11 protein-coding genes are annotated in these 12,996 nt (G+C 63.6%); 7 read left to right on the top strand and 4 right to left on the bottom strand.

Annotated elements, in window-relative coordinates:
- Positions 1-34: 34 nt before the first annotated feature.
- Positions 35-985 (bottom strand): sugar ABC transporter substrate-binding protein, encoded by a 951-nt coding sequence (locus tag ACP15K_RS11140; protein WP_193142712.1) that lies wholly within the window; start codon positions 983-985, stop codon positions 35-37.
- A 186-nt stretch (positions 986-1,171) separates the two neighbouring features.
- Between ACP15K_RS11140 and ACP15K_RS11145 the strand changes: the two genes are divergently transcribed.
- On the top strand, positions 1,172-2,170 hold the full coding sequence (locus ACP15K_RS11145; protein WP_193142711.1) for a LacI family DNA-binding transcriptional regulator: 999 nt from the start codon (positions 1,172-1,174) through the stop codon (positions 2,168-2,170).
- Between the two features lie 4 nt (positions 2,171-2,174).
- Here the strand turns inward: ACP15K_RS11145 and ACP15K_RS11150 are convergent, their stop codons facing one another.
- Genes ACP15K_RS11150 through ACP15K_RS11160 form a run of 3 tightly spaced genes read right to left on the bottom strand, consistent with a single transcriptional unit; the run spans position 2,175 to position 5,340 of the window.
- Positions 2,175-3,308: a Gfo/Idh/MocA family protein gene (locus tag ACP15K_RS11150; RefSeq protein WP_424990534.1), complete on the bottom strand. Its 1,134-nt coding sequence runs from the start codon at positions 3,306-3,308 to the stop codon at positions 2,175-2,177.
- 13 nt (positions 3,309-3,321) lie between these two features.
- A complete protein-coding gene (locus ACP15K_RS11155; RefSeq protein WP_193142709.1) occupies positions 3,322-4,215 on the bottom strand; it encodes a TIM barrel protein in 894 nt (297 codons plus the stop codon).
- A gap of 12 nt (positions 4,216-4,227) precedes the next feature.
- Positions 4,228-5,340, bottom strand: coding sequence for a Gfo/Idh/MocA family protein (locus ACP15K_RS11160; protein WP_424990535.1), 1,113 nt, complete (start codon positions 5,338-5,340; stop codon positions 4,228-4,230).
- Positions 5,341-5,463: 123 nt separating this feature from the next.
- On the opposite strand from ACP15K_RS11160, the gene iolD reads away from it, so the two are divergent.
- From iolD to ACP15K_RS11190, 6 genes are all read left to right on the top strand, one after another.
- Positions 5,464-7,329, top strand: coding sequence for a 3D-(3,5/4)-trihydroxycyclohexane-1,2-dione acylhydrolase (decyclizing) (gene iolD / locus ACP15K_RS11165; protein ID WP_424990536.1), 1,866 nt, complete (start codon positions 5,464-5,466; stop codon positions 7,327-7,329).
- On the top strand, positions 7,329-8,312 hold the full coding sequence (gene iolC, locus ACP15K_RS11170) for a 5-dehydro-2-deoxygluconokinase (protein WP_193142706.1): 984 nt from the start codon (positions 7,329-7,331) through the stop codon (positions 8,310-8,312). The genes iolD and iolC overlap by 1 nt, the downstream gene beginning before the upstream one ends.
- Before the next feature lie 27 nt (positions 8,313-8,339).
- Positions 8,340-9,182: a 5-deoxy-glucuronate isomerase gene (locus ACP15K_RS11175; RefSeq protein ID WP_424990537.1), complete on the top strand. Its 843-nt coding sequence runs from the start codon at positions 8,340-8,342 to the stop codon at positions 9,180-9,182.
- Entirely contained in the window at positions 9,179-10,018 is an 840-nt protein-coding gene (locus tag ACP15K_RS11180) for a class II fructose-bisphosphate aldolase (RefSeq protein WP_424990538.1), read from the top strand. Before ACP15K_RS11175 ends, ACP15K_RS11180 begins: the two co-directional genes overlap by 4 nt.
- Before the next feature lie 6 nt (positions 10,019-10,024).
- A complete protein-coding gene (gene iolG, locus ACP15K_RS11185) occupies positions 10,025-11,023 on the top strand; it encodes an inositol 2-dehydrogenase (protein ID WP_424990539.1) in 999 nt (332 codons plus the stop codon).
- Positions 11,024-11,221: 198 nt separating this feature from the next.
- Positions 11,222-12,202 carry a substrate-binding domain-containing protein gene (locus tag ACP15K_RS11190; protein ID WP_424990540.1) on the top strand — a complete coding sequence of 327 codons (981 nt, stop codon included), beginning with the start codon at positions 11,222-11,224 and terminating at the stop codon, positions 12,200-12,202.
- The last annotated feature ends 794 nt before the right edge of the window (positions 12,203-12,996 follow it).

The raw sequence follows: 12,996 nt of genomic DNA on the forward strand, positions 1-12,996 counted from the left end.
CGGGCGCCGTTTGTCGGCGCCCGCCCGGGATGCCTTAGCGGTATTCGCCGGCGAACTGTTCCACCAGTTCCAGGCCATCAGCGGTCACGAAACCCGGACCCGAGTTGATGTTGTTGCCGGGCAGAACGCCGTAGCGATGGTAGTTGGTCATGATCACGATGGGCAGGTAGCCCTGCAGGAACGGCTGCTGGTCGATGCCCCATTGGATGACGCCACCCTTGATCGCTTTCACGATTTCCGGACCAAGGTCGAAGGTGCCAAAGTAGATGTCGCCGGCCATGCCGTTTTCATCCAGCGCCTGGATCGTCGGATCGGCGGACACCGGGCCAAGGGTCAGGATCGCATCGGTGTCCTGGTTGGCCGACAGATAGGCCAGAACCTTGTTCTTGATTTCGGCCGGGTCGGTGCCGCTGTCGAGCATGGCGTTGCCCAGTTCGATGCCCAGACCGTCTGCGAAGCCCTGGCAGCGCTGTGCCAGCGTCGGCTGCTGGATCGAATGGTTCACGCAGAGGAACGAGCCAATGCCGTCACCCTTGGCGCGCAGACCGGCGGCATAGCCGGCATCGTATTCGGGCTGGCCCACGTACATCAACGCGCCAACCTCACGCGCCTGATCGGCAGAGCCGGTGTTCATGATGATGACGTCGACGCCGGAGGCGACCGCATCCATGATCGGGCCTTTCAGAACATCGTAGTCCGCCAGCGTGGTAACGATCCCGTTCGGGCCAGAGGCGGCGGCCTGTGCGATGATCCGCGCCATGTCGGCGATGTCACCGGTGGGCGGGTTGCGATACTCGACCTCGACATCCATCTGCTCGCCCGCAAGGGCAATGGCGTTCTTGATCGTGTTCCACCAGCTGTCGGAATCCGGTGCGTGGCTGACAAGCACGTATTTTTCGCCCTCTGCCGCGGCCGTTGTTGCGCCTGCCATTGGCAAGGCAGCAACCGCCGAGCCAAGGATGAGCCCGAGAATGTTGCGCTTCATGGTATCCTCCCTAAAGTCCATGGTCGTATCTTCGCGGCTCGATGAACCGCTCACCGAGAGAAAACCACGAATCGACGCATTTTGCAACCGGTTGCAAAACTGTTTCGGAAGATTGATGCTGCGGAGCGTGGCCGGGTCGTATAGAAAGACCGGCGGAATTGATGTTGAGCCGCGGAGGACCGTTGGATGCCGGTTACCTTGAAGGATGTTGCCGAACGGGCGGGGGTCTCGCGATCCGCGGTTTCGCGCACCTTCACGGCGGGCGCTTCGGTGTCGGCCAAGACCCGGCGCAAGGTCGAGAAAGCCGCAACCGAACTGGGCTACAGCCCCAACGCGCTGGCCAGCAGCCTGACCACCGGGCGCACCAAGCTGATAGGGCTGATTTCCAACAACTTCCACAACCCGATCTTCCTGGAAGTCTTCGACCTGTTCACCCGCGGGTTGCAAGAGCGTGGGTTGCGCCCGCTGCTGGTCAATCTGTCGGATGAGGTTGCCCCGGACAATTCGGTTCAGATGCTGCGCCAGTATTCGGTGGATGGCGTGGTTGTTGCCTCTTCGACGCTGCCGCCGGATTTCGCAGAGGCCTTTCGCAGCGCCGGCATCCCGGTGGTGCACAGCTTTGGGCGGTATTCCAGTTCCCCGAAGGTGCATGTGGTGGGCATCGACAACATCGAATGTGGGCGGCTTGCCGCGCGGGCGCTGGTGGACCGGGGCTATGACACCGTGGCCTTCCTGGGGGGGCCGGAGCGCGCCACCTCGACCCAGGATCGTTTCGCGGGCTTTCGCGAGGAAATGCTGCGCCACCCGCAAATTCGGACCCGGCACAGCTTTGCCGCCGCCTATTCCTTTCAGGCCGGACGGGCCGAAATGCTGCGCCTGATCGCCGAGGGTCCGGCGCAGGCCTATTTCTGCGGCGATGACGTGTTGTCCATCGGGGCGCTGAGTGCCGTGCGCGATGCCGGGCTCAGGGTGCCCGAAGACATCGGGATCATCGGGCTGAACGACATGGAAATGGCCGGGTGGGAAAACATCAACCTCACCACCATCCGCCAGCCCATCCAGCAGATCATCCGGTCATCGATCGAACTTGTGGTGGCGATGCTGGACGAGCCGGACCGCTATCCCGAGGCCCGGCTCTTTCCCTGTTCGCTGGTGGAAAGGGGCACGTTGCGTCCGCTTTCCTGAGGCTTCAGCGAAACATCGGCGGGCGGGCATCGACCCAGGCGCCGTCCTTGCTGGCCGAGGACACGGCTGCATGTACGGCGGCCATCGACCGCACACCATCGGCCGCCCCCGGCAACCCGTCGCGCACTTCGCCCCGGATCGCATCCGCCAGATCGCAGTAGATGTTCGCCACCGCCAGCGGGAACCCTTCGGGATGGGCAATAGATACCCGCGACAGCCGCTGCGCGTCGGCATGCAGCCCGCCTTCACCCTTCTCGATGATCTGGGTGCGCCCGCCGACCGGGGTATAGATCAACTGGTTGGGCTGCTCCGATGCCCACCGCAACCCGCCGGTTTCACCGAACACCTGGATGTCGAATCCATGCTGCCGCCCGATGGCCACCGAAGACGTCCACAGCCGCCCGACCGTGCCCCCGGCCATGCGGAAGTTGAGCATCGCATCGTCCTCCAGCACCCGGCTGGGAATGGTCGAGGCAAAATCGGCCGCCAGTTTTTCGACCTCATCGTCACAGATGAAGCTGGCCATGTGCAGCGCATGAATCCCGCAATCGGCGAATTGCCCCGAGACACCCGCCATCGCCGGATCATAGCGCCAGCGCACGCGCGGATTGTCGGCATCGGTGGCGTCGCCGTGGTGGCCGTGGCTGAAGTTCGTCACCACAAGCCGAACCATGCCGATCTCGCCCGCCCGCACCATGGCCCGCGCCTGCCGCACCATCGGGTAGGCCGAATAGCAGTAGTTGACCGCACAGATCTTGCCGGTCGCTTCAGCAACGCGGACAATCTCTTCGCCTTCCTCGACGGTCATGGTCATCGGCTTTTCGCACAGCACGTTGAACCCGGCCTCAAGAAACGCCTTGGTGATTTCGAAATGCGTGGCGTTGGGCGTGGCGACGGTGACCAGATCGACGCGGTCGGGCCGGTCGCGTTCGCCGGCCAGCATCTCGGTCCAGTCGCCATAGGCACGATCGGCTGCAATACCAAGGCGTTGCGCATAGTCGCGCCCCGCGTCGGGGCGGTGATCCAGGGCCCCGGCGGCAAATTCGAAATGGCCATCGGCCAATGCGCCAAGACGGTGCGCCGGGCCGATCTGGCTGCCTTCGCCGCCGCCGATCATGCCCCATTTCAGCTTCGTCATCTGTTCGGCCCTTTCACTTGAAACCGATGGATTCGAGGTATTCGCGGTTGTCCCGGTTGTCCGCCATGGGCGTGACATCCAGCGTCGGATCAATGTCCTGTTCGACCGTGCACCAGCCTTCGAAACCGTGATCCAGAAGCACTTGCCGAACGGCCGGGAAGTCGACATCGCCAAGCCCGAGCTTGCAGAAGATCCCTTTGCCGCAGGCATCGTAGAACCCGGTTCGGCTGGCAATGACATCTGCTTTAACTTTCGGCTCGATGTCCTTGAAGTGCATGTAGGAAATGCGATTCATGTGGCGCTTCATGAAGGCCACCGGATCGAAACCGGCATAGGAGTGATGCCCGGTGTCGAAGCAGATCTTCAGGATCTTCTCGTCTACCTCGTCAAGCAGTCGCTCAAGTTCCGGCTCGAAATCCATGAAGCCCGCGGCATGGGCGTGGATACCGACGGTCAGGCCGTATTCCTCGGTGCCGATACGGGCAGATTCGGCCAGCCTGTCGCGGTAAGCGGTCCATTCGGCCTTGTCCATCTGCTCGGCCTCATCCGCCCGTCCGGCGGTCGGGGCGCGGCGCGGCGAGATGGAATCGATCAGCACCAGATGCTGCGCGCCATGCGCCACCAACGCCTTGCAGGTGCGATGGGTGCCGTCCAACACGTCATCCCATTGCGCCGGGTCGTGATACGCCCGGAAGACAACGCCGCCGATCAGTTCCAGACCGTGCTGGTCCAGCGCCTCGGCCAGTTCCACGGGATCCTCGGGCATGAAGCCGACCGGACCCAGTTCGATCCCCTTGTAGCCCGCTTCGGCGCATTCCTTCAGCACCGTCTGCCAACTGGGATTACGCGGATCGTTGGCGAATTCGACGCCCCACGAGCAGGGCGCATTGCCTATGCGAATGGTCATTCTGGAAGCCTTTCAGATGGTCGGGTCTTGGGGAACGTCCTGCCACGTCCGGGTCCGGGACGAGGTCAGAGCGGCCTGAACAACGCGCATGACGGCTAATCCGTCGCGGAACGTGGGCCAGGCCGGGGTGCCGGTTTCGATGGCGCGCAGGAAATGATGCGCCTCGATGATGATCTGATCCTGATAGCCGGTGCCGTGGCCCGGCCCTTGGCAGAACGGCAGATAGTCGGGATGCGCCGGCCCGGTCAGGATCTTGCGAAAGCCGCGTTCGGCCTCTGGCCCCTCGGCCCGGTACAGCCACAACGCGTTCTGGTCTTCCTGGTCGAACCGGATGGACCCGCGGGTGCCGTGCACTTCGTAGGCGTAGCCCATCTTGCGGCCCGTGGCGATCCGGCTGAAATGCATCTGGCCCATGGCGCCATTGGCGAACCGGCACATGACCTGGGCCTGATCATCGTTGGTCACCGCGCCACCGGGCCGTTGGGCGTGCACCGTCTCGACCTCGGCCACAAGACTGCGAACCGGGCCGATCAGGGCCAGGGCGGCGTTGATCATATGGGGGGCAAGGTCACCCAGGGTGCCATTGGCCATGCCAGAGGTGCGCCATGTCGCCGGGGCTTCGGGGTCGGCATAGAAATCCTCGGTATGCTCTCCGCGAAACCAGGTGACGGTGCCGATGGCCCCCTCGGCGATCAGCTTGCGGGCAAACTGGCTGGCCGGGGTGCCGATATAGTTGTAGCCGACCATGTTGGCGACGCCGCTGGCTTCGGCGGCAGCGACCATGGACTCGGCCTCTTCCAGCGAGGCGCCCATGGGCTTTTCGCACAGCACCGGCTTGCCCAGGGCCAGGGCCGCCTCGGCAATCTCGCGATGCAGCTTCTGCGGCGTGGCAATGACCACGGCCTCGACAAGTGGATCCGTCACCAGCTGCTGCCAGTCATCGGTGCCGCGCCGGGATCCGAAGGCCTGCCGATACGCCTCGGCAGAAGTTTCCGTGCGTGCGGCAACCATCTCGAGACGCGGGCGCAGGGCGGTGTCGAACTGCGCGCCGACCGCTGACATGGCAACGGCATGTGCCTTGCCCATATAGCCGCCACCCACAATTCCAATGCCGATTTCAGCCATGTCGTGCTGCTCTCCAAAATCAGTTTGCAACCGGTTGCAAAACTAGTATCCTCAGAATCAACATCACGCAAGCAGCAATCGTCTACGGCAGGCTGCAGACAAGACAAGGGAGGACCGACGGGCATGAGCGAGACGACATTCCGCCTGACCACGGCGCAGGCCATCGTGCGATGGCTGGCAAACCAGTACATCGAGATCGACGGCGAGGAGCATCGCCTGTGCGGCGGCGGCTTTGGCATTTTCGGGCATGGCAATGTCCCTTGCCTGGGCGAGGCGTTGTACCAGTATCGCGACGCGCTGCCCCTGTATCGCGGCCAGAACGAACAGAGCATGGGGTTCGCGGCGGCGGCCTATGCCAAGACCTGGCTGCGGCAGCGGTTCATGTTCTGCACCGCTTCGGCGGGGCCGGGCACCAGCAACCTGACCACCTCCTCGGCGCTGGCCCATGCCAACCGTCTGCCGATGCTGATGCTGTGTGGCGATACCTATGTGACCCGCCTGCCGGACCCGGTGCTGCAGCAGATGGAGAACTTCCAGGATCCGACGCTGGGGGTCAACGACGCCTTCCGCCCGATCACCCGCTACTGGGATCGCATCACCCATCCGGCACAGGTGATCCAGTCGCTGCCGGCGGCTGTGGCGACCATGCTTGATCCCGGCGATTGCGGCCCGGCCTTCATCGGCCTGCCACAGGATGTGCAGGGCTGGGCCTATGACTATCCGGCGGTGTTCTTCGAGAAGAAGGTGCATCGCATTCGCCGGATCATGCCGGATGTGGCCGAGGTGGCCGACGCGGCAGCCCTGTTGAAAGCCGCCGAACGCCCGATGATCATTGCCGGGGGCGGGGTCCAGTATTCCGGTGCGGCCGCCGAACTGACCGCCTTCGCCGAGGCGCATCAGATTCCGGTGGTCGAAACCATCGCCGGACGCGCCAACATGCTGGCGACGCATCCGCTGAACATCGGGCCGATCGGCGTGACCGGCTCGGACAGCGCCAATGCCATTGCCGAACAGGCGGATGTCATACTTGCCGTGGGCACGCGGTTGCAGGATTTTACCACCGGATCGTGGACTGCTTTCGCAAAGGATGCCCGGCTGATTTCGATCAATGCCGCGCGCCACGATGCGGGCAAGCACGGCTCGGTGCCCGTGGTGGGCGACGCCCGCTGTGCGCTGGAGGCACTTGGTGCTGCGGCACAGGGGTATACCGCGCCAGACGGCTGGACGGAACAGGCGCAGGACGAACGGCGCAAATGGGATGCCTACGTGGCCGACAACGTCGCACCCGGCAACAAGCCCAATTCCTATGCGCAGGCCATCGGTGTGGTGAACGCGCTGTGCGACCCGCGTGACCGGATCGTGACCGCTTCGGGTGGGCTTCCTGCCGAGGTCACCGCCAACTGGCGGACGCTGGACATCGGTACGGTGGATGTCGAATTCGGCTTTTCCTGCATGGGGTACGAGATCGCCGGTGGCTGGGGCGCCCGGATTGCCCAGGCCGAGCGCGAGCCCGACAAGGACACCATCGTTCTGGTGGGCGACGGCGCCTACATGCTGATGAACTCCGATATCTATTCGTCGGTGCTGACCCGCAAGAAGATGATCGTGCTGGTGCTCGACAACGGCGGCTGGGCAGTCATCAACAAGCTGCAGAACAACGTGGGCAGCGAAAGCTACAATTGCCTTTACGAGGATACGCCCACCATCCCCGAAGCCTTCGACGTGGATTTCGAAGCCCATGCCGCCGCGATGGGGGCCACCGCCGAAACCGTCGAAAACCCGGCAGAACTGGCCGAGGCATTCAAACGCGCCAAGGCGTCGGACAAGACCCATGTGATCTGCATGAAGGTCGCCGCCTACGGGGCCTGGACCGACAAGGGCCACACCTGGTGGGAATGCGGGACGCCAGAGGTCAGCGATAGCCCGCGCGTGCGCGCAGCCCATGAAGATTGGGAATCCTCCCGCCACCTTCAGCGTCGGGGGGTGTGATGGGCACGTTGATCGACGGCATCCGGAAAAGCCGCTTTGCGGTCTTCGGCCGGGCGGGGATGGACATGTTCGCCGACCCGCCGGGCACCAAGGCCGAACACGCCCAGACCTTCCGCGCGGATCTTGGCGGATCGTCTGCCAACATCTGCGCCGGGCTGTGCAAGCTGGGGGCGCATTCGGCCCTGGTCACCTCGGTCTCGAACGATTGCGTCGGGCGGTTCTGTACCAACCGGCTGAACCACTATGGGGTCGATACGCAGTATCTGCGGGTTCTGGACGGGGAATATCGCATCTCTCTGGCCGTGTATGAAAGCACGATGGAGGACTTCCAGAACTGCATCTACCGCAACAACGCAGTGGATTTTCAGGTCACGCCGCAGGACGTGGATCGGGTCGACTACAGCGCCTATGGCGCGCTGATCACCGCCGGGACGGTTTTCGCGGCCGAGCCGTCGCGCGGGGCCACTTTCCGCGCCTTCGAAAACGCCCGTGCAGCCGGTCTGCCCGTCATCTTCGACATCGACTATCGCCCCTATTCCTGGCCATCGCCGGAAGTGGCCGCCGAGGTTCTGTCCCGCGCCGGGGCCGAAAGCGACATGATCGTCGGCAACGATGAAGAGTTCGGCTTCATGGCCGGCGGCCTTGACAAGGGGCTGGACAAGGCCCGCGAACTGGCCGCGCAACCGGGCCGCATCGTGATCTACAAGATGGGGCAGGAGGGCGCGATGACCCTTGCCGATGGGCAAGAGATCCGCACCGGTGTCTTCCCCGTCACCGCCGTCAAACCCAATGGCGCGGGCGACAGCTTCATGGCCGGCCTGCTGGCCGCACTGGCCGAAGGCCGCGAGCTGCGCGACGCGGTTCTGCGCGGGTCTGCCTGTGCCGCCATCGTCGTTTCGCAACCGGGCTGCGCCCCGGCGATGCCCACCACGGCCGAACTTGAACAGTTCATTGCCACCCATCCTGGCCCGACTTCGGTCTGACCGCGCCCCCAATACGGAAGATCCGCCATGCATATTCCCCCCTTTGACAACGCCAACGCTCCGATCGTCGATGCCGATGATCCGCGGGTTCCGCTGAACTACTTCAACATCGTCAAACTGAAATCCGGCGAGGCCTTCGAATACCAGGTGCCGGGGTATGAAACCTGCATCGTGCCCGCCACCGGCACCGTCGATGTGGATGTGGAGGGCGTAAGCTTTGCTGCCCTTGGCAGCCGGGGCATCGATGTCTGGGACGGCGAGCCCGAGGGCATCTATGTGCCTTCGGGCGCAAGGGCCCGCATGGTGTGCCAGTCCGACAGTGCCGAGGTTTTCGTCGCCGGGGCAAAATACGACACGGTGCTGGAGCCTTTCGACGTGCGCGCCGATGGTATCGACTTCGTGCAATACGGCTCTGACGACACCAAGACCCATCGCAAGATCAAGCACATCCTCGGCCAGAAGCAGCATGACAAGGTCGGCCGCCTGCTGGTGTCCGAGCTGTACACCGTGGGGCAGGGAGGCTGGTCGGGGTTCCCCTCGCACAAGCACGACACCGATCGTCTGCCCGATGAAACACGCCACGACGAAACCTACAATTTCCGGTTCCGGCCCAATCACGGCTCGGGCCTGCAGATGCTGCAACGTGTCGACAATGAACCCGGCGATGCCTATCACATCGTCGATGGCTCCACGATCCTGATCGACAATGGCTATCACCCGTGCTGCGCCCTGCCGGGATACGAGATGTATTATTTCACCATCCTCGGCGGGCTGAGCCAGCGGTCCCTGGTGCAGTTCTTCCAGCCCACCCATGCCTATCAGGTGGAAACGATCCCCGGGATCAAGGACATGGTGGCGAAGTTCAAATGACATTGGCAACTCTTGCAGAGGTCCTGCAACCCGCTTTGAAACAAGGGTATGCTGTGGCCGGTCTGGTCACGCTGGGGTGGGAGGACATGCGCGCCTTTGTGGCCGCCGCCGAAGCCGAAGGCACGCCGGTGATCCTTCAGGCTGGCCCGAGCTGCCGCGCGCACACACCGCTGCCCATTCTGGGCAAGATGTTCCGGCATCTGGCCGAGGGAGCATCGGTGCCGGTGGTGGCCCATCTGGATCACGGCTACACCATGGAAGAGTGCCGGCTTGCGCTGGACAGCGGGTTCACCTCGTTGATGTTTGACGGGTCGCGCAAGCCGCTGGAACAGAACATCGCCGAAACCGCCGCAGTGGCCAAACTGGCCCATGGTGCAGGCATTTCCTGCGAGGGCGAGATCGGCTTCGTCGGCTATTCCGGCGGCGAGAATTCCGCCGGGACCGACCCCGAGGAAGCCGCGCGCTTTGCCCGCGAAACCGGGGTGGACGCGATGGCGATTTCGGTCGGCAATGTGCATTTGCAGACCGAGCGTGACGGCGGTCTGGACGAAGCACGCATCCGGGCCATAGAGGCCGTGACCGAGGTGCCGCTGGTCATTCATGGCGGATCGGGCGTGCCCCATGCCCAACGGCTGAAACTGGCCACGACCTCGGCCATCTGCAAGTTCAACATCGGAACGGAACTGCGCATGGTGTTTGGTCAGGCGCTGCGGGACGCGGTCAATCACGACCCCGACCGGTTCGACCGTGTGCAGATCCTGCAAGAAACCCACGAGCCCCTGATTGCCGCCGGGCGCGAGGTCTTGCGCGGCTTCGGCGCCCCCAAAACAAGGTAACATCAGATGCGGATAGGACTTCTTGGATGCGGACGCATCGGCGGGGTGCACGCCGACAGCATTGCCCTGCTGCGCGAGGTGACGCTGGTGGCCGTGGCCGATGCCTTCGATGCCCCGGCACAGACGCTGGCCGCCCGCACCGGGGCCGAGGTGCGCAGCATCGATGCGCTGGTGGCCTCGGACGATATCGACGCGGTGGTAATCGGCACGCCGACCGACACCCACTATGATCTGATCCACGGGCTGGCCGCACACGGCAAGGCAATCTTCTGTGAAAAGCCGATCGACATGTCCGCCGACCGCATCCGAGACTGCATCCGCGCAGTCGAGGCCGCAGGCGTGCCCTTCATGACCGGCTTCAATCGGCGGTTCGATCCGAATTTCCGGGACTTGCAGCAGACGCTTCGTGACGGTGGTCTGGGGAATGTCGAGATCATCACCATCCTGTCGCGCGATCCCTCGCCGCCGCCGCACGCCTATGTGCGCAGTTCGGGCGGCCTGTTCAGGGACATGATGATCCACGATCTGGACATGGCCCGCTTCCTGTTGGGAGAGGAGCCGGTCAGCATCCACGCCATCGGCGCGGCCCTGGTCGACCCCGAGGTCGCCACCCTTGGCGATGTGGACACGGCGGCGGTCAACCTGATTACGGCCAGCGGCAAGATCTGCCAGATTTCGAACTCCCGTCGAGCCACCTATGGTTACGACCAGCGGATCGAGGTGCACGGCTCAAAGGGGATGCTGCGCGCCGGGAACGTTCACAAGACCACGCTGGAGCGTGCAGACGAAAGCGGGTTCTGCAAATCCCCGGTCGAGGATTTCTTCCTGCAGCGGTATCGGGCCGCCTATGCCGCCGAAATGGCCGTCTTCGTGGACAGTGTCCGCGCAGGGCAGCCGCCGCAGCCATCGATCCACGATGGGTTGAAAGCACAGATCCTTGCCGATGCCGCGACCCTGTCCTGGCAAAGCGGTCAGGTGGTGCGCCTCGAGACGGGCTCGGCCTAGCCTTCCGGCAGCGCGCCAGGTGTCGGCGGCGTGCGGGCCAGACGGAATACGAAACCAACGCCATCGGAGAGCTCTCCGGTGGCGCTTTTCTTTGTTTCACACCGGACCTGGCAAAGCAGGACCACAAGACAGCCCCGTTGATTAGTTTCAGCAGGTGGGCTAGGTCAGAACAAACCGTGTAATTTCTGGTCTGAATTCATGAAATTTACAGCCAAAGATGTCGCCCGGCGTTGCAACACATCGACCGCTGCCGTGTCGCGGGCCTTTCGCCCGGAATCCTCTGTCGCGCCCGATGTTCGCAGTCGGATCCTGGAAACCGCCCGCGAGATGGGCTATGCGCCGCCGCAGCTCCGCCGGTCCGGCCCGCGCCGGATCCGCGCCCTGTCCCTGGTCGTCGGCGACATCACCAACCCGTTCTATCCGGCCATCCTGGATCGGTTTGCCACGGAAATCTCGAATCAGGGCCGCGATATGGCGGTGCATTCCGTTCCACCGGGCCAAACGGTCGACAGTGTCATGCCGCAGGTGTTCCGCATGCGCACCGATGCCGTGGTGGTGACTTCGGCCAACCTGTCGTCACGACTGGCGCGCGAATGCAAGCTGCGCGGCATTCCAGTGGTGCTGTTCAATCGGGTTCAGGCCGACGCGACGATCAGCGCTGTCTGCACCGACAACTACAACGGCGGCCGCATGGTGGCCGAACACCTTGCCAACAGGGGAAGTCAGACCATCGCCTTCATCGGCGGCATTCGCGACACCTCGACCCATCTAGAGCGCCGGCGCGGGTTTCGCGACGCGCTGAACGATCGCGGCATGAAGGTGGCCTATGAAGGCGCAGGGCAATACGACTATGGCGTGTCGCGCGCTTTTGCCGATCTTCTGTTTCGCGACCCCAAGCGCCCCGACGGGGTGTTCTGCGCCAATGACATCACCGCCATTGCCGCCATCGACTCGGCGAAAGAGGCGGGCCTCGTCCCCGGTCGGGATGTGGCCATCATCGGCTTTGACGACGTTCCGATGGCAGCATGGGCGTCCTACAAGCTGACCACCGTGCGGCAGAAGACCAACCAGATGGTGCGCAATACGCTGGATCTGATCGAGGAAACGGTTCTGGATCCCGATGCGCAGGGCAGCGTGCGCATGGTGCGCGGTGAGCTGATCCTGCGTGAAAGCGGGTGAAATAGCCCGCAATTTTTCATTCGTGACTTCCGAAAAATTGCGCATGTGGATGGAACAGGTACGGCCCGCTTCATCTTGGCCCACGGCGGTCATCCGACGTGTCAGGCATTTCACCTTGCAGGGGACACCTGTGCCCCTACATCACATCGGGCTTCTAGATCGCCGTCGTTGCCCGTTCCGATTTGTCCGAGACGTGGCCCGCAACTTCGTCGAGGCAATCATGGAAGCGCCACCGAACAGGCCGTGACCTTGCCACGCCGATCCCCGCTTCGGACGGCGGCGATGACCGTCAATTCGGAATTCACGGCCCGGCTTGTCGCCGGACAGATGATGCATGGCATGTTCGTCAAGACGCCCATCCCGTCATGATCGAGATCCTCGGCCGGTCCGGTCTGAGTATCATGGGCAACGACGCCTCTGCCTGCTGAAGCAGGTTTCGTCGGCCACGCGGAACAATGCAAATTGTGCGTGTGCCACTTCTGCGGGATCAATGTCCCCAATGGCGGCGCCGCGCCCGACAGGCAAGCGGGGGAATAGCACGCGGCGGATTCCAGTGGGCTACGGTGGGCGGGGTAGGAGGACGAAAGGCCGGTGCGCCGACTCCCGGACACGGCAAGGGGGTAGATGCATCTGGCGATACCCAATCGAGAGCGCCCTGCTTGATCCAGTCAGAAGAGAAGGAACCCGGCGCATGGCCTTGCACGCTGCAGCCTGTTTGGTGGCAGTCTCAACACCGGATCCCGTGCCGTGAAACAGCAGCGGCGCCACGGAAACCCGCAGCGCCGCTGACGATC

The organism is Fluviibacterium sp. S390, from assembly GCF_049800695.1.
Classification (GTDB): domain Bacteria; phylum Pseudomonadota; class Alphaproteobacteria; order Rhodobacterales; family Rhodobacteraceae; genus Meridianimarinicoccus.

Coding starts and splice junctions, on each gene's coding strand:
- ACP15K_RS11140 (WP_193142712.1), bottom strand. CDS start 985: ATGAAGCGCAACATTCTCGGGCTCATCCTTGGCTCGGCGGTTGCTGCC.
- ACP15K_RS11145 (WP_193142711.1), top strand. CDS start 1,172: ATGCCGGTTACCTTGAAGGATGTTGCCGAACGGGCGGGGGTCTCGCGA.
- ACP15K_RS11150 (WP_424990534.1), bottom strand. CDS start 3,308: ATGACGAAGCTGAAATGGGGCATGATCGGCGGCGGCGAAGGCAGCCAG.
- ACP15K_RS11155 (WP_193142709.1), bottom strand. CDS start 4,215: ATGACCATTCGCATAGGCAATGCGCCCTGCTCGTGGGGCGTCGAATTC.
- ACP15K_RS11160 (WP_424990535.1), bottom strand. CDS start 5,340: ATGGCTGAAATCGGCATTGGAATTGTGGGTGGCGGCTATATGGGCAAG.
- iolD (WP_424990536.1), top strand. CDS start 5,464: ATGAGCGAGACGACATTCCGCCTGACCACGGCGCAGGCCATCGTGCGA.
- iolC (WP_193142706.1), top strand. CDS start 7,329: ATGGGCACGTTGATCGACGGCATCCGGAAAAGCCGCTTTGCGGTCTTC.
- ACP15K_RS11175 (WP_424990537.1), top strand. CDS start 8,340: ATGCATATTCCCCCCTTTGACAACGCCAACGCTCCGATCGTCGATGCC.
- ACP15K_RS11180 (WP_424990538.1), top strand. CDS start 9,179: ATGACATTGGCAACTCTTGCAGAGGTCCTGCAACCCGCTTTGAAACAA.
- iolG (WP_424990539.1), top strand. CDS start 10,025: ATGCGGATAGGACTTCTTGGATGCGGACGCATCGGCGGGGTGCACGCC.
- ACP15K_RS11190 (WP_424990540.1), top strand. CDS start 11,222: ATGAAATTTACAGCCAAAGATGTCGCCCGGCGTTGCAACACATCGACC.